The sequence below is a fragment of the Clostridium sp. D5 genome, from assembly GCF_000190355.1.
Lineage (GTDB): Bacteria > Bacillota > Clostridia > Lachnospirales > Lachnospiraceae > Faecalicatena > Faecalicatena fissicatena_A.
This window is the reverse complement of sequence record NZ_GL870815.1, coordinates 1-26,584: the sequence shown is the minus strand read 5'-3', so window position 1 is coordinate 26,584 and position 26,584 is coordinate 1. Positions and strand designations below refer to the sequence as shown.

Genomic DNA, 26,584 nt, shown 5'->3' with positions numbered 1-26,584 from the left:
TGCACCATGGAAAACACATCCGCTAAAAAACCATTTATCACAACAAAACAGCTGACACTACTCGGAGTCATGACAGCATTAACATGTATACTGGGTCCCTTCGCGATCCCCCTGCCCTTCAGCCCCGTGCCAATCTCCTTCACCAATCTGGCCGTCTATATCACCGTCTACGTCCTGGGCATGAAATTTGGTACCATCAGCTTCATCACCTACCTCCTGCTGGGAGCAGTGGGCCTTCCCGTCTTCTCCTCCTTTACCGGCGGCCTCGGGAAACTCGCCGGCCCCACAGGGGGCTACCTGATAGGCTTCATCTTTCTGGCCCTCATAGCTGGTTTCTTCATAGACCACTTTTCAGCCCGTCTCCACTATGCCATCCTGGGCATGGTCCTCGGCACCCTGGTCTGCTATCTCTTTGGGACCACCTGGCTGGCCCTCCAGATGAACCTGGATTTCCCTGCCGCCCTGGCCGCCGGAGTCCTTCCCTACCTCCCCGGAGACCTGGCAAAGATCATAATTGCCTCTATCCTGGGTCCCAAGCTCAGAGGCGCAGTGCGTCGCCTTTAATCTCAGGCACACAAAACAGATCGCTCTATAGGGGATTAAAACCGGTACGAACATCCTTCGCTCCAAATCCCCTGTATACAAAACGGATAGCCAGCCCGGCTATCCGTTTACTAAAAACCCCCTAAGTCAGCCCCCTCATGGTAAGCTGAATCCTTTTTTTCTTGAGGTCTACACTCATTACTTTCACATCCACAATATCCCCCACGCTGACAGCTTCCAGCGGATGTTTGATATATCTGTCCGTAATCTGAGATATATGAACCAGCCCGTCCTGGTGTACTCCTATATCCACAAACACGCCAAAATCAATGACATTACGCACAGTTCCTTTCAAAATCATTCCTTCTTTCAAATCCTTCATATCCAGCACATCCGTGCGCAGAATCGGCTTCGGCATTTCATCACGCGGATCGCGGGCCGGCTTTTCCAGTTCCTTCACGATATCCTGCAGTGTAATCTCCCCGACTCCCAGCTCCTCTGCCAGACTCTTATAGTCCTTGATCGTAAGAGAAAGTCCTGTCAGATTGCCTCCTGTAATATCCTGCGGCTTAAATCCCTGCCTGGACAGCAGTTTCTCCGCTGCCTCATAGGATTCCGGATGAACCCCGGTTGCATCCAAAGGATTCTTTCCATCCATAATACGCATAAAACCTGCGCACTGCTCATACGCTTTCGGCCCCAGCTTGGCTACTTTAAGCAGTTCCTTCCGATTCGTGAATCTGCCGTTTTCTTCCCTGTAAACAACAATATTTTTTGCAATAGAAGCCGTAATACCGGATATATAAGATAGAAGCGGCGCAGACGCCGTATTCAAATCCACACCGACTTTATTCACACAGTCTTCTACTACTCCATTCAGGGATTCGCCCAGCTTCTTCTGGTTCATATCATGCTGATACTGTCCGACTCCGATTGATTTGGGATCAATCTTTACCAGCTCTGCGAGAGGGTCCTGCAGCCGCCTTGCAATGGACGCCGCACTCCTCTGGCCGACATCAAATTTGGGGAATTCCTCGGATGCCAGCTTGCTTGCAGAATAAACAGAAGCACCAGCCTCATTAACGATGACGTATTGTACATTCTGCGGAATTTCTTTAAGAAGCTCCACAATGATCTGTTCTGACTCCCGGGATGCAGTACCATTTCCCACGGAAATCAGTGTAATATTATACTTCGCAATGATTTTTTTCAGCAAATCTTTGGACGCTTTTATTTTCTGGGGAGTTGTAGGTGCGGTGGGATAGATAACGGTTGTCCCCAGCACTTTTCCTGTTTCGTCCACGACGGCCAGCTTACAGCCTGTGCGGAAAGCCGGATCCCACCCCAGTACAACATGTCCTGCAATCGGAGGCTGCATCAAAAGCTGGTGCAGATTTTTTCCAAAGACCTCTATAGCGCCGTCCTCTGCCTTCTCTGTCAGCTCATTGCGTATCTCCCGCTCAATGGCAGGTGCAATCAGACGCTTGTAACTGTCTTCCACTGCATCTTTCAATACCGGGGAAGTGTAAGGATTATTCTGACGGATCGTTTTCTTCTCCAGATAGCGGATAATATCTTCCTCAGGAGCCTCTAACTTCACCGTCAGTACTTTTTCTTTCTCCCCACGGTTGAGCGCCAGTATGCGATGCCCCGCCAGTTTGGAAACCGGCTCCTCAAAATCATAATACATCTCATAGACAGACTCAGCATCGGGATCCTTTGCCACAGAGATCACTTTTCCTTTCTGTGTTGTAATTTTCCGGATCCAGCTTCTGTAATCGGCCTCATCGGATATTGATTCCGCAATAATATCTTTTGCCCCTCCGATAGCCTCTTCAGCGGTGCCGACGCCTTTCTCCTCAGAAATATACTTCCTGGCTTCTTTCTCCAGGGGGTCCTTCGTCTGCTGCAGCATAATAACCGCTGCCAAAGGCTCAAGCCCCTTCTCTTTTGCAATCGTGGCCCTGGTTCTGCGTTTTGGCCGGTAAGGGCGGTATAAATCTTCCACCACCACAAGAGTCTCTGCCGCCAGTATCTGCGCTTTGAGTTCTGCTGTCAGCTTGCCCTGTTCCTCTATACTGGATAGCACCTGCTCCTTTTTCTCTTCCAGATTCCTCAGGTAAATCAGTCTTTCATACAGCTTACGCAGCTGCTCATCATCCAAAGACCCTGTTGCCTCTTTCCTGTATCGTGAAATAAAAGGAATTGTGTTGCCTTCATCAATTAACTTTACCGCCGCATCTACCTGCCAGCGCTTTACTTCCAGTTCTTCCGTCAGTTTCTGATTAATGTCCATTTAGTCTGTACCTCTCTTTTTACTCCTGCCTTACGGTTCAAAAGAACCGCAACTCTTTCTATTATACAGGAAAGTCCGGTGTCTTTACAACATATTCTGCTTCTTTTCCCATCTTAATCCATGAGAAATCAGGCAAAACCCACCAGAATTGGGTGTAATTTTTTGTCCCTGTAAACCCATTAAATATCTTGCAACAAAATAGTTTACGCATTATAATAATAGAAGTTAATTTAAAAAGACAGAGGATGTGTAAAATGAAAAAAATACTATCAAAGATAAAAAACTTTTTCCGCGGAATCGGAACACTGCTGGCAGTGATATTAAGTACGACTGCCACTTTACTTTGCTTCAGTATAATATGGATGTTCCAAACCTGGAGCAATCTCTCCATGGATGAGCTCATGTACCATTTAACCGCCCCCCTGGAGGGCACGAACGAAAGTATGATTCAGGAATACCTGAACTCATGTGCGGTTCCCGCAATTCTGATTTTATTCCTTGTAGTTATCCTTTTTACCAGTTTTAGAAAACGGAAGAAAGTATACAATCTTATCATGGCAGTCGGCATAATTGTTCCGCTGCTTGCCGCAGGAAAGTCTGTCAGCTATGCATGGGACAATCTGGATGTTGGGACTTATGTAGCGGATCAGGGCGTTTACTCAACGTTTATTGATGACAATTACATTGATCCCAGAGACACAGAAATCACGTTTCCCGAACAAAAGCGGAATCTGATATACATATTTTTAGAATCTATGGAAACAACCTATGCGGACGAAGAAAACGGCGGAGCATTTGAAGAAAATGTAATACCTGAATTAACGGCTCTTGCACAGGAAAATGAAGATTTTTCCGGGAATTCAGCCGCATTAAACGGCGGATACGCCATGCCTGGTGCTACCTGGACCATTGCGGCAATGTTCTCTCAGTCATCCGGGATTCCCCTGAGCATATCCATTGAGTCCAATTCGATGGACACACAGAACTCTTTCTTTGCTAATACAGTAACTCTGGGAGATATCCTGGAACAGGAAGGCTATTCCCAGACCTTAATGATTGGGTCTGATGCTGTATTTGGCGGCAGGGAGCTATACTATACTGAACATGGTAACTATGACATACTCGATTACGAATATGCAAAAGAAGTGGGCTGGATCCCGGAAGATTACCGTGCATGGTGGGGATTTGAAGATCAGAAATTATTTCAGTTTGCAGAAGATAAACTGCTTGAGCTTTCCGAACAGGACACTCCTTTCAACCTGACTCTGCTGACCGTTGATACACATTTTGAAGACGGCTACCCCTGCGAGATCTGCCCCGATACATTCGGCGATGATCAATATTCAAACGTAATGGCTTGTTCCAGCAAACAGGTAGCTGACTTTATCACCTGGATACAAAATCAAAGTTTCTATGAGAATACAACTATCGTCATCTCCGGTGACCATCCTACAATGGACAGCGATTTCTGTCAGGATATTGACGACAGCTATACACGGAAAGTCTATACAACCTATATCAATTCAGCTGTAGAAAATACGACTTCAGATACCCGCGACTATACTACTTTTGATAATTTCCCGACCACACTTGCCAGCATGGGCGCGGAAATTAACGGAGACCGCTTAGGACTTGGCACAAATCTGTTCTCCGAAAAGCCTACATTAACAGAACGCTTCGGTACTGAAACTATGAAAAAAGAGCTTTCACGTAAATCACAGTTAATGGAAGAACTGGCTGACCTTGATGAAAACAGACCAGAACTCTTAATAAGAGAAGGCTTAATAGAGGAAGAAACTCCTAAAGCTGCAGTAAACATTGGGGAGTATAATTATGATTTTAACACTTTCCCTGTTAATGTAAGCGCTCCGGAAAATGTTCAGGACGGAGTGGAATCCGTGCTTGCTGCCATATGGACTGAGGAAGATCAGAGTGATTTACAGTGGATTCCGTTGGAGCAGCAGGAAGATGGCAGTTATCATATAGATGTAGATATTGCAACGTATAACTATAAGACCGGCGATTATCAGATACACATCTACATGAGAGATGTTCACGGCGAATTATATTTTATGGATCAGACAACTACATTTATAAACTGAGAAAGACAAAGAAGCTCTGACATCCGGGTCTTACCCCGAACGTCAGAGCTCTTTTTTTAATTAACATTCCATGTTCTCTCTTTAATAAACCTCAGCGCCAAATGGCATCAGCGCCAGTTTCGCAAGTTTAAACTGCTGCATCCCAAATGGAATCCCTACGATTGTCACACAGAGCAGTGCCCCGATTACTGCGGACTCAATGGCCAGCGGAATTCCTGACACGATCATCCAGATGATATTTAAAAGCATGGATCCTGCTCCGCCGCCATAATGTACCTCTTTCCCAAACGGGAAGAAGCTCAGCGCCGCGAACTTAAAGCACTGCATGCCAACGGGCATTCCCACGATCGTGATACACCACAGGCATCCTGCAACTGCCCAGCTCAGACCGCTGATAAATCCGCCAAATATAAACCATAATACATTTCCAATACATCCCATTAGAGTTCAGCCTCCTTTCCAAGCATCAGTTGTTTCTCCCATTTCTGCAAATTTTCAACCATTTTTTCCACCTGTTCAATTGCATTGTTTAATTCTTCCTTCGCATCGTTTATCCTGGACTGAACCAGCCAGTCAGCGATAATTCCATCGAAGAAGAAATCGGCAAATGTCAGGAAATCAGAGATCTCTATGCCGAGATGATATGGCAGATCTACATCTTTTAACTCGCACTGAAATATCTGAAGCTGAAACTTTGCATCCTGCAGCTTGTCCTGCGCATCATCCAGCTTGGAGTGCTTGATCATATCTACAAACAGCCCACCTCCCAGCATATCCCAGATCCCCCAGTTTCCAGCGCTGTTTAATGTTTCCTTTGCCTCCTTCATACTGTTCAGGGCTTTCTTCCCGGCGATAATCGCCTCGTTCATCTCCACAACATTTTCCTTTTCTCTCATCATTAGAATCTCCTTTCTGGTGCCCTTTTTATGCAGCAGATAGTTCATCTTTTATATAGGTCCACGGGAACAGCGGTTTGTATCCTTGAAACCTTATGTCTTATTAAAGTAAAAAAGACCTTTATATACGACATATCTGCCGCAATAAAAGTCTTGCACATCTCATTTGATACGGATACCTCTCGGTATCGGGTGACGATTTCAAACCCACCTTTCGGTGTTCGGCTACTCCCTTTTACTTGCTTGCTAAGAATATAGCATGTTTCCTTTATATTGTCAATAAAATAACAATTATCTTTTCTTAAGAATTCTTTAGAAATAGCGGGTGAACTTTAGTCTCATCCGCGGATGGGGGACGCAAATGCTAAAGCGAGTCCGGCGCAGTGGATGTGTACTGGCTATCCGTGAGCGTTTTTATGTAAGGAAGGATTTGGTATGCAGCGCCCGCCAGTCAGATGAACTAAGCAGGAGAGATCACGGCTTACTGTCCTTTTGATGTTTCTTCGTCCGCTCCCGAGGCTAAAGCTCGTGAGCTGCATTCCATTATAGTGTAGATTTGTAGTGCACAAATCATCTGGAGTTGCTATACTATATCCGTGAACTTTATTACAGACAGGAGTATCTTTTTATGGACAGAATTTTAATCTATAATATTCGAAAAAATGATGACGGGCTGCGTGTAGAGCAGTATTTGCGAAGACAGGGCTACTCCAGGCAAAATCTGGTGGAGTTGAAGAAGATGCCGCAGAGTGTTCTTGTCAACGGCTGTTTCTGCCGTTTGAATGAGAGGCTTGCCAATCATAATACGCTCACCGTGCATATCCAGGAGCGCGAGTCCTCTCTTCAGATTCTGCCTGTTCTTCTTCCTCTCGATATTATTTACGAGGATGAGGATATCATTGTCATTAATAAACCTGCGGGTATGCCCGTACACCCATCTATGAATAACTATTCTAATACTCTGGCAAACGGGCTGGCCTGGTATTATCAGGAGCAGGGGAAACCTTTTATCTTCCGCTGTACTAACCGCCTTGACAGAGATACTTCGGGGCTGACTGTTATCGCCAAGCATATGCTTAGTTCCAATATTTTATCCCGTATGACTGTCCGCCATGAAATCACACGGGAATATCTGGCTGTTGTGCGCGGGAGTGTACGGCCTTCGGAGGGTATTATCTGCGCCCCGCTTTCCAGGAAACCAGGTTCTATCATTGAGAGAACTGTAGATTTTGAAAATGGGGAAAAGGCTGTCACCCATTATCATGCTGTGGAAGAAAAAAATGGGCACAGCCTTGTCTCTCTTGTACTTGAGACCGGGCGTACCCATCAGATCCGTATTCATATGAAGTATCTTGGGTTTCCGCTTATAGGAGACTATTTGTATAACCCTGATATGGAGTACATCCAACGGCAGGCCCTGCATTCATGCCGTCTGGCTTTCAGCCATCCGATCACCGGGGAAAAGCTGGAATTTACAGCACCGCTTCCAGATGATATGCAAAAAGTTCTTACTCCATAAGCTTCCTCTATGCGCGGCTTATGAAGCGGTTTATTCCCTGTTTTTCAGCACCTCCGCCGGTGTCACCTTGTTCAGTCTTCTCACCAGCAGCTGGTTAATGATAAAATACAGTGCAATAATCGCAGCATAGATTCCAAGATATCCCTGCCAGCTAAATGTTAGATTCATGGCGCAGCTTACATTGGAAACCAGGAGCGGGTACATCATATCCATTAGTTTTTTCGATAAAGGAATACAAATCGCAGCTGACACTGCAACCATATAAAAGTTCCCGTTCAGGTAAAGTCTGCGGATCTCGCCGGTCCGGTAGCCGAACACTTTAATCAGAGAAATGCTGAATGCTGAACGATCGATCATCACTTTCATCATCAGATACATTACCACACAGAAAATCAGTCCGGATACCCCTGTCAGCATATAGATCATGGGCATCATCATAGAAACAAATATATCCGCGCTGTTCGTTATATCTTCTCTTGAAACCGCAGCATACAATCTTCCTGGTTCAATATCCAGTTCCTGATCTGAAAGTACTACATTGTAGTAATCTTCGCTTTCTCCAAAAAGCTCCCGCATACTGTCAATATTCATAAACACATAAAACCCGGTAGAATATTGTGTAACTGACTCTACCGTAAAAGCATAATTTCTCTCCGCTTCTTCATCCGTAAGAATGAGCTGATCGCCCTGGGTAAGGCCATATTTCTGGGCCATTGCAGACGACACCGTAACGCGGTTCGTACTGCCTTCATTCACCCCTGCATCAAAATACGGATTATCCTTTTCAATACCGAGAACTGTCACTTCCAGATCATACCCATATATTTCCTTATTCAGGTTTTTTGCAAAACATGCTTCTCCGCCTTCCGGTATCTGCTGCTCAGGATATTTGTAAGTATACATATATTCATATTTTGTATCTGCCTTATTTTCTTTGCTGATATGGATACACATTACATAGCAGTTCAATCCCAGCATCATAATCAGTAAAGCGATGAACATTCCAAAAAGTACGGTAAATCCGGTTCTCATTTCTCTGAGCATCTGCCGGATCTGAAAACGGCCTGTGAACCCCATTTTCCCAAGGTTGATATGGCTGATCCTGCTGTTCTTCTGCTCATTCCTGATAAGCTTTAAAGCAGGAGAAGACAGCTTTTTCCGTATTACGATGCAATTCACAGCCGCAGCAGCTAAAGGCGGCATCAAAATGCCGTAAACAAGCAGATACGCCGGATATGCCGTCTGAAGTACCGGCACCGAAAAGTAATTATAGCAGTCTCCCATCTGCACCGCAATTCCCCAGCTGCTGTAACCAATTGCAGTTCCTGCGGCACCTGCCAGAAAAGTTACTGTTACGGGAAGCATCAGGTAATGTGCCATCAGCTCCCTCCGCCGGACTCCCAGTGCATACAGCGAGCCTATCACGCTGCTTTCCTTTTCGATACCGTGAATTACAAATACGGAAATTACATAAGTAAACAGCACCATTACGATCACTCCGGCTATCAGGCCGGCTATTTTATTGATAACCTGATCATCTGCGGATGCCTTAGCTCTTGGATTCCTGTCGACTGTCAAAAACTGGGTCAGGTTACTGATATCCTCTTTAAAGTAAGTGTCCAGAAGTGCCGCCGAATTATCCTGGAGCTTTTGCATTCCTTCCTCCAGTTCTTCCGCTCCTTCCGCTGATTTTCCCACCTCGCCTGTGTATTCTGTAACACCGTCTTTATAGCTTTTTAGTTCCTCCAGCTGACTTTTGATCATCCCCAGCTTGATGCCCATAATGGCGCTGTCAGAACTCTCTGTAAGGCCCGTCAGAATCTCCTCAAAATTATCTTCGGTCAGCTCCTGCGGCAGTCCGTAGGATGCCAGGCCTTCATTCGCTTCTCTGAGATAGGAATCCAGAATCTTTCCTGCGCCTGCCTGCAGTGTTTCATTATTAGCGCTTAGTTCCCCCAATGCTTCATTTAACTTACGGGATCCGTCTGACAGCTCCCGGATGCCATTCTCCAGCTCCTCCTTTTTTCCGGCAGTTTCCTCCCAGTACTGTTGAAAATAAGGATCCTCCACACTTTCCGGTGAAAAGGAAAATTCTTTTAATTCCTTCTTCAGTTCCTCATCCGTCATTTTTCCGTTCAACCTGTATGCATACACATATTCTTCAGATCTGGTACTCTTCCCGGTATTTCTGAGACTGTCATAGTTTTTAGCGTTCACAAAAGCAAGCCCGAACTGTTTGCTGTCCACACTGCTGTCAGACAAATTTTCAAATACTGCATCGTAATCCGGTACTGTTCCAATCCCCACGACCCGAAGCACCTGCCCGCCGATCGTAATCTGATCGCCGGTGGAAATATCCTGTTCCTCACAGTACCGCTTCTCCAGCACCGTTTCCCCTTCCTTTTCCGGCAGCCGGCCTTCGTCCAGATCAATCAGATCGATTTTCTCCCTTTTCTGAAACAGACGCAATGTACTGGAATCCTGCAGATCAAAATCTATATAAAACATCTTCTCCAGTGTGATCCCTTTCGCTTCAAGCAGCTTCTCCTCCTGCTCTGTAAGCGGTACAAATACCCTGAACTGTCCATCTTCCAACCTGTTTTGCTCTGCCTTTTCATCCACACCCGATATCACGGTCTCTGCTGCCCCCACCAGGCTGACAATCAGATACATCCCCAGAACAATTAACAGGCAGAGTGCCAGATACCGGAAGATATTATCTTTCAGATCTCTCCATACCCTTTTCCTTAGTATTTTCTGCATGTTACAGCTCCTCCAGTTCTGAGGCCGGAATTCTGCTCTCGTTTTCATATTCCCTGCTGATCTGCCCGTCTTTGATGCGTATTACCTTATGAACCATGTCTTTAATCGAATTATTGTGGGTAACAATCAGCATTGTCATGCCATATTTCTGATTGATCTCTTCCAGCAGGACAAGAATATCTTTGGAAGTTTTAGAATCCAGGGCCCCTGTGGGCTCATCACATAAAAGGAGTTTTGGATTCTTGATCAGTGCCCTGGCTATCGCACAGCGCTGCTGCTGCCCTCCCGAAAGCTGGGAAGGAAATTTGTCCTGATGATCTGTCAATCCCAGTATTTCCAGCAGTTCCTCCATATTAAGAGGCTGGCTGGAGAGATATTCGCAAACCTGGATATTTTCCTTCACTGTAAGGTTGGGAATCAGATTGTAAAATTGAAATACAAATCCCAGATTATCCCGCCTGTAATCGGAAAGCGCATCCGGTTTTAAATCCGCGATTTCCATTCCATCCACTTTCACAGAACCCGAATCCATATTGTCCAGGCCTCCGATACAATTTAGAAAAGTAGATTTACCGGAACCGCTGGCCCCCTGAATCACGCACATCTGGCCCCGTTCCACGCCTGTAGAAATCCCCTTTAATACTTGAGTATAGCTTCCGTTTTCACCATAACTTTTTTTCATATTTTTTATTTCCAGATACATGTTCTCTCCTCCTGTCTGCCGCAATCCTTATTGATCTATTTTTCTCATTAACATAACGCCGTTATGTTAATGCTGTTTTTTTAGCTGCTGCCCGAAAGATCCAAAACCTTCACTCAGGCATACAGCTATTCAAATAATCCAAACCAGCCGGAAGTCATATATGTTACAATCCGCTCCATATGCTTCTGCGCCGCCTCTTCTGATTCTTCGTGAGTCAGCATATGGATAAATGCCTCAGTTGTTATATGGGCAATCCAGTGAATCATATAATCATCTATTTCATCTTTCCGGGTGCGGGCAGAAAAGTGCTCTGCCATTTTTCTGTAATGCTTTTCTGAAACATCCACGAACCGATCCACATACTGTTCAAACCGGGAGCCCTGGGACTTCGTCAGAACAAGCTGGAATTCCTCATGATACTGATACATATAGTGAATAATCCGGCTGGCCGTTTCCTGGTCATCTTCAGTACCCTCCCACATGTCTGTCTGCTTTCCTGCCTGCATGATCTCTCTGGAATAATGCTGTGTCATCATATCGTGAAGTTCTTTCAATGGTCTCTCCACCAGCGCTGCAAACAGGTCTTCCTTATCCTTGAAAAAGAAATACAACGCACCGGTTGTCACCCCCGCTTTCTTACATATATTCCGCAGGGACGCCTGCATATATCCTTTTTCAATAAACTCCTGTTTCGCACTTGCCAGAAGCCTGCTCTTTGTTTCCTTTTCATCCTTCATATCTTCACTCCCGAAAATTGTATATACCGTCAGCATAACACCGTTATGTAATAACACTGTTATATTACTACTTCTTCCTGGATTTGTCAATCCGCCTCTGCCATCTCACTTTTGTTCCTCATTTCTGATTTTCTTCCTGTACATCAACGGCGATAACCCATATCGTTTTGCAAACACACGTATAAAATAAGAGACATCCTGATATCCCGTCCGATCGCTGATCTCAGATACACTCCATTCCTGCTCTGCCAGCATGTGTGCAGCATACCCCGTCCTTTTTAAATTCAGATATTGTGTTACCGTATAACCGGTGTGCATCTTAAAGAAATGCATAAAATAATATCGGTTGTACCCCGCATACTGTGCAAGCCGATCCACTGACAGCGGCTCGCTGTAATGTTCCTCAATAAACTGAATCAGCTTTTTGATCTGCCGTATCTCCTTAATCCCGCTGTGCCCCGATACTTCCTGGTACTGCTTCGTCTCAAACAGTGCCGCCAGCATCTGTATCAGGTATCCCTTGATATACAGCTCAGCCCCATCGTTTTGTTTTTCCCATTTGTCCTGAATTTTTTCAAATAAAAACTTCATCTCCTCATAAACCGGGGTTCCCGGTTCTATAAATGGCACTATTTTTATTGTTTGATCCAGCAGCGGCGAAAGATATAGTTTCGCAATTTTATCCTTTAAACTTCCCATCAGCATTTCGATATCCGCTAATATTACTTTGCATATTAAAGGATTTGTTTCCTCTCCTGTACCACCATGGAGACTGCTGGGAGAGACTACAATCAGATCCCCCTTTGCCGCTCTGTACTCTTTCAGGTCAATTGTCAGAACGCCCTTACCCTCCAGCACATATATAAACTCAATGTACTGATGCCAGTGCAGAAGCAGGCGGTGTTCCTGCATATCCACCGTATTATCAAGTACAGACACGGCCAGTTCAAAAGAGTTATAATTTCGTTCTTCTTTGATAACCCCTTCCACGACTTCTCCTCCTCCGCACATTTATCCTATTTTCTCCCACTTTAATACGAGATTTTTCTCTTGTACCATATTATAATCAAACTATCCGAATAATGCAATTTGATTGCGGTATTTTCTGTATTCTATTAAATATTGGAGGGTTATTATGAATTCCTATGAACGTGTATTTGCAAGATTGAATGGAGACCCCGTTGACCGTATTCCCAATCTCTGTCTTGTCATGACTTTTGCTGCCCGTGAGATTGGGGTTCCGTATGGACAGTTTATAACGGACTACCGGCTTCTCTCGGAAGGAATGCTCAGATGCTATGAAAAATACCATTTAGATGCGTTAAGTGTCTGTTCCGATCCTATGCGTGAGGCCGGCGGTTTTGGTGCCGAGGTTGTGTTTCCCGAAAATGATGTCCCCTACAGCCCGGTTCCACTGATCACCGGGTGCCAGGATATCGGTCGGCTCAAGATCACGGAACCGGCTTCCAGCAGACGTATGAATGACCGTCTGGAGGCAGTCCGGCTGCTGAAATCCCGAACCGGAAACGAGGTTCCTGTTATCGGCTGGGTAGAAGGAGCTGTTGCTGAAAGCTGTGATCTGATGGATGTATCCAACTGCCTTTGTGAGATGCTGGATGAGCCGGAAGCAATGCACGAGCTCCTGACGATTTGTCTGGAACAGGCAGAGCTTTTCGCCAGAGCACAATTAGAAGCCGGAGCGGACATCATCGGTATCGGCGACGCCGCCTGTTCTCTTATAGGACCTGACCTTTATGAGGAATTTGCCCTTCCTTATCAGCAGAAGCTGATCTCGAGGATTCACGATGCCGGAGGAAAAGTGAAGCTGCACATCTGCGGAAATCTAAACCCGGTTCTGCATCTGGTTGCAAAAACCGGAGCGGATATTGTAGATTTGGATTATATGGTGGATTTGAGAAAAGCATGTGATATTTTCCCGGAAACCAGCTGTTTAAATGGGAACTTTGATCCTGTGCAGATCCTGCTCCAGGGAGATATTAAGACGATAGACCGGGCGGTGAAAGAATGTCTGGCATGTGCCGGCCTGCACCGCACAATGATATCCGCCGGATGTGAAGTGCCGACATTTACACCGCCTGAAAATCTGGAAGAAGTGTGGCATGTGCTGTCCTCTTCCGGTTCAGTGAATTAATTATGCGTCTTTGATTTTGCAGCCTTCCGCCTGCTCACGTATCTCTATGAAGCGGCGGAAGATTCCTGATGTTCCTACCGCTGTCTGCTCCACCCCAGACTGTTTTCACGGACTGTTACAAAGTTTCGGTAGATGCTCTCCTCCGGAAAGCGTTTCGCCGTCCTCGCCGATTACCGTGTCAAACATTTTAATTGCTGCAGAGGTTCGCAAAAATACCTGCCCTCATAAAAATGAGCAGTATAACCCATTGGAGTTATACTACCCAGTATTTTATGCTATCACAGATTCCAGCCCCAGCAGATCGGCCAGCATCTTCAGATCCTCAACATAGTCCCCGTAAACCCATGCAAAATGATGGCCAAAAGAAGCCTCTTTTATGTGAAAGTCTCTGGAATCTTCTACATCAAAAACAATGGCGTGTTTGCATTCCGGAGTAATAAAATCATCGCAACCTGTGATTGTCCCCCGGGCAATCATGATCTTATCCATTCCCGGGCTCAGATTAATCATCGTGATCTTCTGTCCGGCATCTTTTGCAAAATCATAACGCATTGTTGTACCCCAGTTTCCTTTTGTAAAGCTGACATAATCAATCGGAAGAGGCTCTTCGTTGTATCCCTTCATGTATTTGGAACAGACATCATGCAGAATCCTCATGGAATGATTCTCCTGGTCTTCCAGTCTTACCATACAATTTCCCATATGCGGCGCTTTTTTAGCAAGGCTCATCAATATTGCGATTGACAGTATAGAACCGACATCTGCGGCGCATGCAGACGGCACTCCTTCATCCTTCAGCAGAGAATGTGTCAGACAGAATGTGAGATGGCGCCTGTTTAATTCCCGGGTTGCACACATCTCGAAACAGGGGAGCGTAAAGGAATTACAGTCAAAGAGTTCCATAACCTTTTTTACGGCAATATAGAACTGTACATCATTTATGATGTTTTCTGCCGGCATATGCACGCCATTCGCATTTTTAACCAGTTCATCCGCAATCTCCCGCGCCTGCTTCTTTTCCTCATCACTGAGCTCATCTAATACTTTAAAAAACTCCAGGCCGTTGTAGTTCAGTATCTCTACCCCAAAACGCTTTGTTATATCCGACAGGTTGATAAAGGAACTTACACAGCCAAATGATAATACATTGTTGCGGAGCCCAAAAAGGAGCTTTATGCTGTTCAGCGCCTTCCGTGTGCTCAATATACGGAATGTCTGATTTAATTCATTATAGTTTAATGCATTATAGACTTCATAATCGCCCAAGGCAAATAAATGCGCTGAAGCATCAATACCGCCAAGGCGTGAATATTTGCTGGTTGATAATGGACAAAATGCAATAGGTTTTCCTGATCTCTTGGCAATGATTGTAGATACATAGGAAATCAGCCGCGTGCCCGATATAAGATATACATCGGCTTTGTCATTATGCTCCAGCACCTCTTCTATTGCTTCTTCTTTTACTGCAAAATCCTCATGCCATTCCAGATACTTTGTTTCAAGAATTTCAACATAGGTATTGTCAATATATTTGGCGATGTCTTTGTCAAATAATGCTAGCGTTTTTTCTGATTCCTTTTTTTCATAATCGTAAGTCAGCTCCTCCCCATATCCGTACCTGCACGGCCCCATAAAGACATTTAAATGTACAAGACTTACAAATACGGGCTGTACCACCAATTTCTTTTCTACAATGCTATTACTGTTCATAACCTGCCTCCTTAAAATTTTTTGTTTTGGATTTGTCATAAGCAGATTATATAAACCAACGGTTATTTTAGCAATAGTGCCAATGTTTTTGTGTCATATTATTATTTTTTAAGTATTCTGCACAAATGTTCATTCTGGATTTTTGTTCGAAATAATCCGGATTTATTGCTGACAGGTATGTTCGGTGTTACTATAAATAAAAATGAAAGGGAAATGGCCTATGATATATTTAGATAATAATTCAACAACTCAGACAGATAAAGACGCCGCCACAAAAGCCTTTGATCTTATGGTAAATAACTATGGCAATCCTTCCTCCCTCCACCATTTTGGAATGGATGCCTATCAGTCACTGTTGAATGCCAGATATCAGGTATCCAGAATCATCAGTGCCAAGACGGAGGATATATACTTTACATCCGGGGGAACCGAGAGCAATAATATAGCAATAAGGGGAGCCGCTATGGCAGAAAAGGGCCATGGACACCATATTGTAACGACATCTATTGAGCACAGCTCCGTATTGCAGTGCTGCCGCGCTCTGGAAAAAGAAGGTTTTTCCGTAACCTATATAAATCCCAATCCTGTCACACACACAATATGCGCCTCGGATATTATCAATGCCATACGAGAAGATACCATCTTGCTTTCCGTTATGCAGGTAAATAATGAAACTGGAGAACTCCTTCCTCTGGAAGAGATTATCCAGGGTGTCAGGGACAAGAATCCCTCTGTCAAAATACATTGCGATGCAGTGCAGGGTTACGGAAAAATTCCGCTTAAAACCTATGCACTGGATCTGGATTTTATTTCCGCAAGCGGCCATAAAATACATGCTCCGAAAGGGATCGGCCTATTATACATTAAAAGCAGACGCCAGGTTATTCCGCTCAAATATGGCGGTTCTCAGGAATGCCGTGTAAATCCGGGAACAGAAAATGTCCCCCTGGCCTGTTCATTCGGTATTGCCGCAGAAAAAAAGATATTGAACATGCAAAAGCACTTTGATCACGTCCTTAGTTTAAAAAAGCATCTTACTGAACGACTCTCCGGTGAATTTGGCTGTATCCATATAAACAGCCCGGAAAATTCCTCACCATATGTAATCAACTTTTCAGTTTTGGGACACCAATCCAGTGAAGTCGTTGATTATATGAGCATGAAAGATATATATGTTTCTGCCGGATCGGCATGTTCAAAAGGTTCCCCGAGTCATGTCCTTGCGGCCGCCGGCTACAGCAGATCCATTGTCTCCAGTGCACTGAGAATCAGCTTCAGCGAATACAATACACTCCATGAAATCGATACTTTTGCCGATACTTTGCATAAGGCCTTAAAATAGCCACCTGCCCCGCAGAATATGACTCGTATATCACAAAAAACCGGGAAATTTATTTTTTCCCGGTTTTACATATTTCTAAGGGAACATTCTCCCGTCTTTAACTAATATGTTCAAAGCTGTATTCTCATCTGTAATCAAAACATTGATAAGATTTCCTTTCAAGGCCCCAAGAATCGGAATAACCTTTTCATTTCCGCAGGATACTCCGATCACATACTCTTTGTCAACTATTTTATCAATGCCAAGCCCTATGATTTTTTTATGTATTTCTGTGTCTATTACTTTTCCTGATTCATCATAGTAGAATCCGCAGAATAGTCCGGAAGCCTTCTTTTCCGTCAAAAACCTTTTTTCATCCTCATTTAAATAAGAATTCCATAGTATATTATGATCATCCAGAGAAACTTTTCCTAAAGAGGTTAATATAATCTGTGCATTTTTAGCTATGTTGATCGTCTTCCCCACTGCCGCAACACTCTCAAGTACTTTTCTGGTTGCGTTGTCCTCCAGGATAAATGGAGAAAACAGATTATAATAAGTTCCTCCATAGGCATTTGCAAATTTTCGGACCAATTCCATTTCTTCTTCATCATGCGACGGGTTATTCATAAGCCCGATCAGCTGAACAACCCTAACGGGAACTTTTTCTTTGGGCTGTATGTATTCCACTATACGGCGCATCGTCCTGCCTCTTGTAATCCCAATGACAGTGCCTTCCTTCACAAGAGAATCCACATACTCTGCTGCTTCGGCCGCAACCTCATCCAACGCCCTCTCCCCGTTTGCTGATACCTGTGAAAGAATTATGGCATCTTTTAAACCGAACCGTTCCGTCAGAAGAGCCTCCAGAAAAGTATTCCTCCTTCTTTCCCCCTTAATAACAATATCCACTATTTTGCAGTCCTTAGCAGACTGAAGCAGGCGTGATACCTTGGTCCTCGACAAATAAAGCTTCTTTGCGATCTCCGCCTGTGTCATATCTTTTATATAATACATGCCTGCTGCCTTCTTCATTAATTCTTCCTGGTTCTCTGCTGACATAAATTCCTCCTCAGAATAACAATTATTCCAATATCTGAAAACACGGCTGACAAGAGGGAACGTGTATAATATTATGGCAGGCCGCCCAATGGCCTTTTGACACTTCTTCTAAAACGGGCCTTTCTTTATGGCAGACTTCACAGGCCAGCGGACAGCGGTTGGCAAATGCACATCCCTCCGGCAGATTCATAGGACTTGGAGGCTCGCCCTTTAATATCGGCAGCTTCGCATTCTGATCACAGTATACATCCAAAACTGCATCAAGCAAAGCACGGGTATATGGATGTGCGGCATCCTGTTCCAGCAATTCACTGTTTAGAATTTCCACGATTCTGCCCAGATACATAACCGCAATTCTCTGGCTTACACTTCGGACCAGTGCCAGGTCATGTCCGATGAACAGACATGATACATCCCTTTCTTTCTGCAATTTCACCAGAAGCTGTATAATCTGGTTCTGGATGGACACGTCCAATGCCCCGGTTGCCTCATCACAGATCAGCAGCGCCGGCTGGATGGCAAGAGCTCTGGCTATGGAAACACGCTGCAATTGCCCGCCAGACAGCTCATGGGGGTAACGGCTCATAAAGTCTGCCGGCAGACCTACCATATTTAACAGCGCTTCTGCCTCTTTAGCAGCGTCCTTTTTGGACAGGCGGTCGTAATTGATCCGCGGCTCCATCAAATAAGTTCCGATCTTCATTCTGGGGCTGAATGAACTAATCGGTTCCTGAAATACCATCTGGATTTTCCTGCCAAATGCCCTCTGCTCTCTTTTCTTTAAGGTCCAATAATCAATACCTTCTATACGCACCTCGCCGGAGGTGGGCCTGAGCGCACCGATCATCATCCTGATCAGCGTACTTTTTCCGCATCCGCTCTCTCCCACAATTCCAAGGCATTCTCCTCTGTCCAGAGATAAAGTTACATCAGAAACCGCTGCCAGCACTTTTTTCCCCGTATGAAATCTCTTATTCAAATGGAGAATTTCTACAAACGATTCCTTATCTTGCATATCGCTTACCTCCCAGCTTAGGAACTGCATCTAAAAGACTTTTCGTATAAGCTTCCTTTGGATGAAAAATCACCTCATCCCGGGTACCGAATTCCACAAGATTCCCCCGGTTCATTACGCCAATCTTATCAGACAGATAAGAGGCCACACCCATATTATGAGTAACCAGGATAATCGTGGTCCCATACCTTTCCCTCAGTTCTTTCATCTCTCTGACTACCTGCGCCTGAATGGTCACATCCAATGCGCTGGTGGGTTCATCTGCCAGCAGTAACAGCGGCTGTGCCGTCATTCCCATGGCGATGCCGACACGCTGCTTCATCCCCCCGCTCAGTTCGATCGGATAAGAGTGAAGTACCCGGTCCACATCCGTCAGATGCATGGCTTTTAACATCTTCACCGCCAGATCCCGGCAAACCTTTCCCGGAAGCCTTTTATTATGGGCACGGATAGATTCCCTGTACTGGGATTCTATCCGACTCACCTGATCCAGTGAAAGTCCGGGATCCTGAAAAATCATTGCAATTAATTTTCCGCGGATCGCCTGCAGCTCGGCCTCCGTCAGAGCCGTCAGCTCTTTATCCTGAAACCAGATTTTTCCTTCCAGGATTCTGCCTCCGGGCGGCAGCAGACCCATAACAGCACGGATCAGCGTCGTTTTTCCGCTTCCGCTCTCTCCAACGATGCTGACAATGTCTCCCTGTTTTACATTCATTGAAACGTGCTCTGCCGCATAGCCTCCCGTTTCATAGCCGATGCTGCAGTTTTCAATCCGCAAAATATCCATTTCTGATTTCCTTCTCTGTTATTTCCCAGTCTGCCAATCCGGTGTCACCAGATAGTAATCAATAGGATGCATCGTTACATTGCTTATTTTATCTGTATTTATAAGCGTTATATTATCATTTGCATACAGCCACAGTGCAGGGCAGTCATTTGCCAGAATCTGCTGCGCCTCCACAAATGCATCCACACGGGCATCCTGTTCAAATGCTTCATCCAGCGTCTTCATAACCGCATCAAATTCTTCGCTGGAATATTTTCCATAGTTATCAGTTCCTCCTGTCTGCCAGCGCGATGCCAGATAGTACTGCCCGTCTCCTGCATTTACAGTCTGCCATCCATCAAAAATAACATCAAAATCGCCGCTGTCCCGCTTGTCCTTTACATTCTCCAGCATCTCGATCTCTGTATGAACGCCTGCTGTCTGCCACAGATCCTGCAATGCTTCCGATACTGCTGCTGACGAGGAACTTGACAGAGAAATAGTAAGCACAAGCTCCTCGCCGTCTTTCTCTACGAACCCATTGCCGTCTGTGTCTTCATATCCGGACTCTTTCAATAAGTCTGCTGCTTTATCCGGGTCATAGGACTGGCCGGTTACTTTATCAGAATCATAGCCTACCGTTTCAGGAAATGCCGTGCCCAGAGGCTGTGCATACCCATTTCCTGCAACCTGTGCCACGACCTCACGATCCGTTGCATATGATAATGCCTGGCGCAATTTTACATCGGATAGTGGGCTGCCTTCCGCGCAATTAAATACAATGTCGCTTTCTCTCGTTCCGGTTACGGTTGCCAGCTCTATGTTATCTGCGTCTGCAAGCTGGCCTAATGTTGTATTGCCTGCTCCCTGTGCCAAGTCAATATCTCCGGCCAGAATCGCTTCCACTTTGGTATCGGAACCAATATTCAATGCTGTCATGGTTTTAATAACAGGTGCATCTCCCCAGTAATTTTCATTAACAGCCAGTTCTATTTTTTCTTCGGATACATATTCCGTCACCATGTAAGGGCCGGTGCAGACCGGGTTTGATGCAGCCTGCTCCAGATCTGCCGTAGTATCAATAATACAGTACATCGGCTCCGTTAGATTTGCAATAAATGCACTGAATGGTTCCTCTGTCGTAAAGACCAGGTTCTCGCCGTCCACCTCAATCGATGCCAGTTTCAGGGCGCCGCCTCTGGAGTTCTGTTTGATTGAACGTTCAAGAGACGCTTTCACAATCTCGGGTGTCAGCTCTGTCCCATTGCTGAACTTTACGCCCTGACGGATATGTACGCGATAAGTCACATCATCCACCTGCTCCCACTTATCAGACAGCTGGCCCACAAATTCCATATCCTCATTTACCGTAATCAGGGTTTCGCCGACACCACATCTGGTTAAATTCCAGCCGCCCCAGCCCTCTGCCGGATCCAGGCCCTCGATATAAGTAAAGAGAGCCATATTGATATGTGAGTCCTCTCCTGTAGTTTCTTCTTTTTCCGTTTTTGTTGTTTCTCCCGTTTTTCCATCTTCTTTGCCTGATCCGCAGGCTACAAGACCTACTGATAGAACCATGCAAAGCAATGCTGCAATTACTCTGTTTTTCATAACTTTTCTCCTTTGCTTTTTTGTATGTGTAATTTTAACTTCCGCAGCCATCCCTTCCGCAAATCCGCACACGCTGCACATCAATACTTTGCAGAGCAGAATTGCTGCTGAATTTGATACCCGTACTATTCCTGTTATTTATAATGGGGATCCATTATATCCCTCAGGCTGTCCCCCAGTAAGTTAAAGATAATAACATTGATCAAAATGATCAGTCCCGGAAAGAACAGCAGCCATGGAGCCGCAGACATATAATTGCGCCCTTCACTAAGCATAAAGCCCCATTCTGGTGTCGGAGGTCTGGATCCAAGTCCCAGCAGTGAAAGCCCGGCAATTGCCAGGAGTTTTCCCCCAATGTCCTGCGCGATCAGCACCAGGAGAGTGGGAATCACATTTGGCACAATGTATTTCCGGATGATCCGGAATGTGGAAGCGCCCCCCAGTCTGGCCTGAAGAATATAATCTTCATTCTTAATCGACAGTACCAGCGACCGGCTGGCCCGTGTATACTTTGTCCATCCGGTAAAGCACATCGCAATAATCAGATTCTGAATGCCGGTTCCCATTACTGCTATCATAGCCAGCACGAAGATATTGCCGGGAAATGCCATTAGAACGTCTACCAGACGCATAATAATACTATCGGCCGCGCCGCCTGCAAGACCGCTGATAATACCCAGCAGTATTCCAACCACAGATATAATAGCCGTCACCATATATGCAATCAGCAAAGAGGTCTGCCCACCGTACAAGATTCGCGAGAACAGATCCCGGCCCAGCTGGTCTGTTCCGAACAAATGATCCGCAGAGGGAGCAGTAAGCATATTTGCATAGTCTGTTTCAAGAGGATCGTAAGGTGCAAACCGCCCCGCATAGACAGAAAAAAAGGTGAAAAGTGCGGCAAGTCCAAGACATATAAAAAAACTGGTATAACGGCTTTTCTGCCGTTTCGTCTTTCTTCTCACTTTGCCGCTCCTCCCAGCCGTATCCGGGGATCCAGATAACGGTAAAATATATCCACTGCCAGATTCACACATACATAAATCACCCCCATCCACATAACATATCCCTGTATCAGCTGATAGTCCCTGTTCGTGATAGCATTTACTGCCGCACTGCCTATGCCGTTCCAGCTGAAAATGGTCTCTACGATCATTGTTCCGCCCAGCAGTCCTCCAAACGACATGCCCAGAAGTGTAATAATAGTCAAAAGCGAATTAGGCAGCACATGGCGCAGAATAATGCGCCTCTTTGAAATCCCCCTGGAAAGTTCTCCCATAATATAGGGCTCATGCATCTCTTCCAGCATGGCCGTGCGGATACGCCGGATATAAGATGCCGCCATGCCAAACGCCAGCGTAATATCAGGCATAATCATCTGTTTTATACTCTCAGAGCCTCCCACAGGAAGGGCCTGCAGCTTTACGGCAAACAAATAGATCAGGATCAGTGCAATCCAGAAGCTTGGCATCGCCTCCCCTATGAATGCCAGAAAACGGATGATATAATCTGCGGTTTTATTATGGTAAACCGCAGAGAGAATACCAAGAGGCAATGCAATCATCAGCATAAGTATGAAGGAGGAACATGCCAGCTTAATCGTATTCGGCAGCTTCCTTGCCAGGATTTCCGAGACCGGCTGCCCATACTTTACCGAATTTCCAAAATCCCCGTGCAGCACGCCCGCCAGCCAGTTTTGGTACTGAACAGGCAGAGGCTGGTCCAGGCCATATTCCGCTTTCAGCTTACCGATTGCTTCAGGGTCACTTCCTGCCCCCATACTTTCCATCATCTGCTGTGCCGGATCAGATGGCAGGACATTGGTCAGGCAAAAGGTCAGTACAGATAAGCCGAACAGTATAATGATCAGCGCCGCCATGCGTTTTATGATATATCGAAGCATTTTACTACCTCCCCTGACTGTTTTCTGATAAAAGATCAGAACTGGCATTCAAATTTGGAATTTCCAATGAAATAAAAAAAGGACATGTCCACAGACATATCCTTTTCCAATGTTCAGGTTTTCCCATACTAATTAAGCGCAAAAGCACAACGGCTTTTAACGCAAAAAGAATTTTCTTAGCTGTGGCTCGCAGCATGAAAATAACAGTTAGAACCGGTATTCTGGCTTGAGCTTCTCCGCATACTTTCGCCTTCCCGGTTTCCCAGTGGCTTATTGAAATATGCTCCACTCTTACAGCAACGGCATTGCACAGGATTTGCACCTGTTTCCCTATTGTTGGAAAAACGTATATCTTCCGACAATACTGCAATTCTTTCTTGCAGGCATTCTATCTGCACTATATTAAGTTTCTATTTAGTCCCATTCGGTACTACATTATACTATCATACACTTTTCCCCTTGTCAACAGCCTGTCATTTTTCTTATGATTGTTTTTCTCAGTATGCTGTGCTAATCTAATACTATTACAAGTTTTATTAATTATGTTATCAAAGGAGTATTACCAATGGATATAAATCTGAAAGACCGCATAACCGTATACTGGGATATCCGCGCTACCAGCTACGACCAGATGAGACAGAAACATTTACATGGCCGGGAATTTCAGTTCTGGAAGTCTGAAATGAAATCCATCCTGCCTGTTTCTGACAAACCGCTGAAGATTTTGGATATCGGTACTGCCACTGGTTTTATGGCAATTGTATGTGCCTCTCTGGGCCATAAAGTTACTGCTGTTGATATCTCCCGCCACATGCTCAAACGGGCCAGGTCTGCTGCGGCTGAATCCGGTTTTTCTGTGACGTTTCTTCAGATGGATGCCCATCAGCTGGATTTTCCAAGCGGTTCCTTTGATGTGGTAATCTGCCGCAGCACAATCTGGACTATACTGGATCCCCGGTGCGTCTACATGGAAATATTCCGGGTACTGAAACCCGGCGGATGCTTCTTTAACTGTGATGCCAATTACGGAAAAGATGGTTTCAAAGATCTTGGAACCACACCAGATGAAAAAGCAATCTTTGCTGAGTGCGATGCCTATACCTCTCTCCTTCCAATCAGCTATGTGCAGCGTCCGGAATGGGACATCGCAACACTTCGCAATCTAGGCTTTGTGCACTGTGAATGTACGAGGAATATCAGCGGAAAATTAAACCCACACGGCAGCTCAAAAGCTTCGACGAATCATCCCCTGTTTTCAATTTATTGTGTAAAGCCTGCCGATACAGAGGAAGACGGTAACATTGACTATGATTTCCAGCTCTTTAAAACACATAACCAGCTGTTCTACCGTGAACAGCGGCAGTTCGGCAATAATAAGGATACCGAATATTTAATTCTGGACCTGCTTATGTATCAGCCCGAAGGACTGCGGCCCAGTGATTTAAGCGAATATATATTTATCCCGAAACAAACAGTCACCCGGATTCTGGCACAGCTGACCGAAAAGGGGTATATCCGCCAGATGCCTAATCCCAGAGACCGACGCAGTATGCTGCTTACCCTTACTTCCGAAGGACGTAAACAGCACCACAAGGAAGAAAAGGCTCTTGAAGTCCGATATGCAAAAGTTCTGAACAGTTTTTCCGCGCAGAAGCTAAGCCAGCTCAATCAGCTTTACATGGAGTTTCTGGACGCATTTCCCTCTTCCTGATATAAAATTGCAGATAAAAATAAACCGCCAGTAGCTCTCAGGTACATAAAGAGACTGGCGGCATTTACATTCAATATTCTATTTTTTATCTTTAATAAAGTGAAAAACAAATTCTATAGCTTTACAAATAAGGGCTTCGCACATATACCCGTTTTTCAATAAAGTCCATACTTCAGCCTATTGAAACATTTCATCCCCGCTCTTAAATCCAAAGGCCGGATGGAAATCAAAATTAACAGCTCCAACAGCAATTCCCGGGCCCACCGCCTTTTTTACTCTGGCAACACCTTCATAACCAAAGCCGGCGCATAACTCAATGGCCTGACAGCCTTTTTCTACCATCTCCTTCGCTACGATCTCTGCCTGGTCATAGTCTTTCACACCAATTACATTCATGTTGATGGTGTCTGACGGGATAACTGCCCTCTGCTTCTCAGGGCTAACGGCCTCTGCCACATAAATAAATGCACATTCAAACATCAAAAACTCTCCTTCCATTATTCGGCATGCTTTAAAATATCAAATACTTAACACATGCTGTTAATCCGCTCCATTAAACTTCCAAAATCATAATATACCTTCGTCCGGTATGTGTCAAATACCATTATTGTCTCTAATCATTATTGCAGAGTCTTTAAAAAATTGGTTAAAAAAAGGTCAAAACAATATGTTTTAACCTTTTCTAAAAATGCCGCAGACCGGAATCGAACCGGTACGGGTATCACTACCCACGGGATTTTAAGTCCCGGGCGTCTGCCAGTTCCGCCACTGCGGCATAATATATGGGACCTATAGGGCTCGAACCTATGACCCTCTGCTTGTAAGGCAGATGCTCTCCCAGCTGAGCTAAGATCCCATAATATTTAATTGTACATCAGAGAAAATTATAACTCTTTTTTCCACTAATGTCAACGACCCAGAAGAGACTCGAACTCTCGACCTCCGCCGTGACAGGGCGGCGCTCTAACCAACTGAGCCACTGGGCCTTATTTAATTTTTAAAAGTAGTGGACCTTCGGGGACTCGAACCCAGGACCGATCGGTTATGAGCCGATTGCTCTAACCAACTGAGCTAAAGGTCCACGTTTATTATGTCCCAAAAAAGGAACAAAAGCCGATGATCGGACTCGAACCGATAACCTGCTGATTACAAATCAGCTGCTCTGCCAATTGAGCCACATCGGCGTATTACATTTCACAGAGCAGCTAATTTGTAATCAGCACTCTGCCTGCGATTGACGTAGTCAATCTAAATAAATTGAGCCACATCGGCGTAAACAAAATGACTCCTACGGGAATCGAACCCGTGTTACCGCCGTGAAAGGGCGATGTCTTAACCGCTTGACCAAGGAGCCGTAAAATTAATATATAAAGTTTTGTAGACCGTAAGTAGTGCTCACGGTCTACAAGCTCCCCGAGTTGGGCTTGAACCAACGACCCTTCGGTTAACAGCCGAATGCTCTACCACTGAGCTATCGAGGAATATTACTATTTTTGTGTACCTTCAAAACTGCATACAAAGAATTAAATCCATCCATTATCCTATCACCTTGTTTGGTTATGCCCTCGACCTATTAGTAACAGTCAGCTCCATGTGTTGCCACACTTCCACCTCTGCCCTATCTACCTCGTCGTCTTCAAGGGGTCTTACTAACTTGACGTTATGGGATATCTCATCTTGAGGGGGGCTTCACGCTTAGATGCCTTCAGCGTTTATCCCTTCCCGGCTTGGCTACTCTGCTATGCTCTTGGCAGAACAACAGATACACCAGCGG

General features: G+C 45.2%; 21 protein-coding genes, 7 tRNA genes, 1 rRNA gene and 1 riboswitch. Of the genes, 6 read left to right on the top strand and 23 right to left on the bottom strand.

The genetic code is table 11. From position 1 onward, the window contains the following. Positions 1-6 precede the first annotated feature (6 nt). Positions 7-564: a biotin transporter BioY gene (locus tag HMPREF0240_RS24025; RefSeq protein WP_009004351.1), complete on the top strand. Its 558-nt coding sequence runs from the start codon at positions 7-9 to the stop codon at positions 562-564. Between the two features lie 121 nt (positions 565-685). On the opposite strand, the gene HMPREF0240_RS15475 is transcribed toward HMPREF0240_RS24025, so the two are convergent. Beyond that, complete coding sequence (locus HMPREF0240_RS15475; protein WP_009004350.1) at positions 686-2,839, bottom strand: Tex family protein; 2,154 nt, start codon at positions 2,837-2,839, stop codon at positions 686-688. A 254-nt stretch (positions 2,840-3,093) separates the two neighbouring features. Here HMPREF0240_RS15475 and HMPREF0240_RS15470 point away from each other — a divergent pair, with 254 nt between their 5' ends. Further along, on the top strand, positions 3,094-4,941 hold the full coding sequence (locus HMPREF0240_RS15470) for a GBS Bsp-like repeat-containing protein (protein WP_035313748.1): 1,848 nt from the start codon (positions 3,094-3,096) through the stop codon (positions 4,939-4,941). An 81-nt stretch (positions 4,942-5,022) separates the two neighbouring features. Here the strand turns inward: HMPREF0240_RS15470 and HMPREF0240_RS15465 are convergent, their stop codons facing one another. Next, positions 5,023-5,382 carry a YccF domain-containing protein gene (locus tag HMPREF0240_RS15465; RefSeq protein ID WP_009004348.1) on the bottom strand — a complete coding sequence of 120 codons (360 nt, stop codon included), beginning with the start codon at positions 5,380-5,382 and terminating at the stop codon, positions 5,023-5,025. Next, positions 5,382-5,840 (bottom strand): hypothetical protein, encoded by a 459-nt coding sequence (locus HMPREF0240_RS15460; RefSeq protein ID WP_035313746.1) that lies wholly within the window; start codon positions 5,838-5,840, stop codon positions 5,382-5,384. Before HMPREF0240_RS15460 ends, HMPREF0240_RS15465 begins: the two co-directional genes overlap by 1 nt. Positions 5,841-6,465: 625 nt before the next feature. On the opposite strand from HMPREF0240_RS15460, the gene HMPREF0240_RS15455 reads away from it, so the two are divergent. Beyond that, complete coding sequence (locus HMPREF0240_RS15455) at positions 6,466-7,356, top strand: RluA family pseudouridine synthase (protein ID WP_009004346.1); 891 nt, start codon at positions 6,466-6,468, stop codon at positions 7,354-7,356. A 30-nt stretch (positions 7,357-7,386) separates the two neighbouring features. Here HMPREF0240_RS15455 and HMPREF0240_RS15450 read toward each other — a convergent pair whose 3' ends face one another. The 4 genes from HMPREF0240_RS15450 to HMPREF0240_RS15435 form a co-directional block, all read right to left on the bottom strand. Next, the gene (locus HMPREF0240_RS15450) at positions 7,387-10,119 is read right to left on the bottom strand and encodes an ABC transporter permease (protein ID WP_009004345.1); all 2,733 of its coding nucleotides are present in this window, start codon (positions 10,117-10,119) and stop codon (positions 7,387-7,389) included. Position 10,120: 1 nt separating this feature from the next. Next, on the bottom strand, positions 10,121-10,822 hold the full coding sequence (locus tag HMPREF0240_RS15445; RefSeq protein WP_009004344.1) for an ABC transporter ATP-binding protein: 702 nt from the start codon (positions 10,820-10,822) through the stop codon (positions 10,121-10,123). Positions 10,823-10,947: 125 nt separating this feature from the next. Next, positions 10,948-11,559, bottom strand: coding sequence for a TetR/AcrR family transcriptional regulator (locus tag HMPREF0240_RS15440; RefSeq protein WP_009004343.1), 612 nt, complete (start codon positions 11,557-11,559; stop codon positions 10,948-10,950). Between the two features lie 105 nt (positions 11,560-11,664). Beyond that, positions 11,665-12,549, bottom strand: coding sequence for an AraC family transcriptional regulator (locus HMPREF0240_RS15435; RefSeq protein WP_198137806.1), 885 nt, complete (start codon positions 12,547-12,549; stop codon positions 11,665-11,667). A 145-nt stretch (positions 12,550-12,694) separates the two neighbouring features. Here HMPREF0240_RS15435 and HMPREF0240_RS15430 point away from each other — a divergent pair, with 145 nt between their 5' ends. Beyond that, positions 12,695-13,711 carry a uroporphyrinogen decarboxylase family protein gene (locus tag HMPREF0240_RS15430; protein ID WP_009004341.1) on the top strand — a complete coding sequence of 339 codons (1,017 nt, stop codon included), beginning with the start codon at positions 12,695-12,697 and terminating at the stop codon, positions 13,709-13,711. Positions 13,712-13,981: 270 nt separating this feature from the next. On the opposite strand, the gene HMPREF0240_RS15425 is transcribed toward HMPREF0240_RS15430, so the two are convergent. After that, positions 13,982-15,421, bottom strand: coding sequence for a hypothetical protein (locus HMPREF0240_RS15425; protein WP_009004340.1), 1,440 nt, complete (start codon positions 15,419-15,421; stop codon positions 13,982-13,984). Positions 15,422-15,641: 220 nt separating this feature from the next. Between HMPREF0240_RS15425 and HMPREF0240_RS15420 the strand changes: the two genes are divergently transcribed. Beyond that, positions 15,642-16,763, top strand: a complete 1,122-nt coding sequence (locus tag HMPREF0240_RS15420) for a cysteine desulfurase family protein (protein WP_035313744.1) — start codon at positions 15,642-15,644, stop codon at positions 16,761-16,763. Between the two features lie 75 nt (positions 16,764-16,838). On the opposite strand, the gene HMPREF0240_RS15415 is transcribed toward HMPREF0240_RS15420, so the two are convergent. From HMPREF0240_RS15415 to nikB, 6 genes are all read right to left on the bottom strand, one after another. Beyond that, complete coding sequence (locus HMPREF0240_RS15415; RefSeq protein WP_009004337.1) at positions 16,839-17,804, bottom strand: sugar-binding domain-containing protein; 966 nt, start codon at positions 17,802-17,804, stop codon at positions 16,839-16,841. Positions 17,805-17,826: 22 nt separating this feature from the next. Next, the gene (locus tag HMPREF0240_RS15410) at positions 17,827-18,819 is read right to left on the bottom strand and encodes an ABC transporter ATP-binding protein (RefSeq protein ID WP_050794556.1); all 993 of its coding nucleotides are present in this window, start codon (positions 18,817-18,819) and stop codon (positions 17,827-17,829) included. Then, positions 18,809-19,606 carry an ABC transporter ATP-binding protein gene (locus HMPREF0240_RS15405; protein ID WP_035313742.1) on the bottom strand — a complete coding sequence of 266 codons (798 nt, stop codon included), beginning with the start codon at positions 19,604-19,606 and terminating at the stop codon, positions 18,809-18,811. Before HMPREF0240_RS15405 ends, HMPREF0240_RS15410 begins: the two co-directional genes overlap by 11 nt. 18 nt (positions 19,607-19,624) lie before the next feature. Then, complete coding sequence (locus HMPREF0240_RS15400) at positions 19,625-21,196, bottom strand: ABC transporter substrate-binding protein (RefSeq protein WP_035313803.1); 1,572 nt, start codon at positions 21,194-21,196, stop codon at positions 19,625-19,627. Positions 21,197-21,330: 134 nt separating this feature from the next. Next, on the bottom strand, positions 21,331-22,161 hold the full coding sequence (gene nikC, locus HMPREF0240_RS15395) for a nickel transporter permease (protein WP_009004335.1): 831 nt from the start codon (positions 22,159-22,161) through the stop codon (positions 21,331-21,333). After that, on the bottom strand, positions 22,158-23,099 hold the full coding sequence (gene nikB / locus HMPREF0240_RS15390; protein WP_009004334.1) for a nickel ABC transporter permease: 942 nt from the start codon (positions 23,097-23,099) through the stop codon (positions 22,158-22,160). The genes nikC and nikB overlap by 4 nt, the downstream gene beginning before the upstream one ends. Positions 23,100-23,292: 193 nt before the next feature. Next, positions 23,293-23,483: riboswitch (cobalamin riboswitch) on the bottom strand. Between the two features lie 181 nt (positions 23,484-23,664). Between nikB and HMPREF0240_RS15380 the strand changes: the two genes are divergently transcribed. Next, positions 23,665-24,810, top strand: a complete 1,146-nt coding sequence (locus HMPREF0240_RS15380) for a methyltransferase domain-containing protein (protein ID WP_009004333.1) — start codon at positions 23,665-23,667, stop codon at positions 24,808-24,810. A gap of 177 nt (positions 24,811-24,987) precedes the next feature. Here HMPREF0240_RS15380 and HMPREF0240_RS15375 read toward each other — a convergent pair whose 3' ends face one another. The 9 genes from HMPREF0240_RS15375 to HMPREF0240_RS15335 form a co-directional block, all read right to left on the bottom strand. Continuing rightward, complete coding sequence (locus HMPREF0240_RS15375) at positions 24,988-25,290, bottom strand: DUF6506 family protein (RefSeq protein WP_035313737.1); 303 nt, start codon at positions 25,288-25,290, stop codon at positions 24,988-24,990. Positions 25,291-25,499: 209 nt separating this feature from the next. Further along, a tRNA-Leu gene (locus tag HMPREF0240_RS15370) sits at positions 25,500-25,585 on the bottom strand. Between the two features lie 8 nt (positions 25,586-25,593). Next, positions 25,594-25,666 (bottom strand) — tRNA-Val (locus HMPREF0240_RS15365). A 56-nt stretch (positions 25,667-25,722) separates the two neighbouring features. Further along, a tRNA-Asp gene (locus HMPREF0240_RS15360) sits at positions 25,723-25,796 on the bottom strand. 21 nt (positions 25,797-25,817) lie between these two features. Next, positions 25,818-25,891, bottom strand: a tRNA-Ile gene (locus HMPREF0240_RS15355). A 30-nt stretch (positions 25,892-25,921) separates the two neighbouring features. Continuing rightward, positions 25,922-25,994, bottom strand: a tRNA-Thr gene (locus tag HMPREF0240_RS15350). Between the two features lie 98 nt (positions 25,995-26,092). Beyond that, a tRNA-Glu gene (locus tag HMPREF0240_RS15345) sits at positions 26,093-26,164 on the bottom strand. A gap of 55 nt (positions 26,165-26,219) precedes the next feature. Then, positions 26,220-26,291: transfer RNA gene (locus tag HMPREF0240_RS15340), tRNA-Asn, on the bottom strand. Between the two features lie 72 nt (positions 26,292-26,363). After that, positions 26,364-26,584 (bottom strand): 23S ribosomal RNA (locus HMPREF0240_RS15335); the annotation flags it as partial.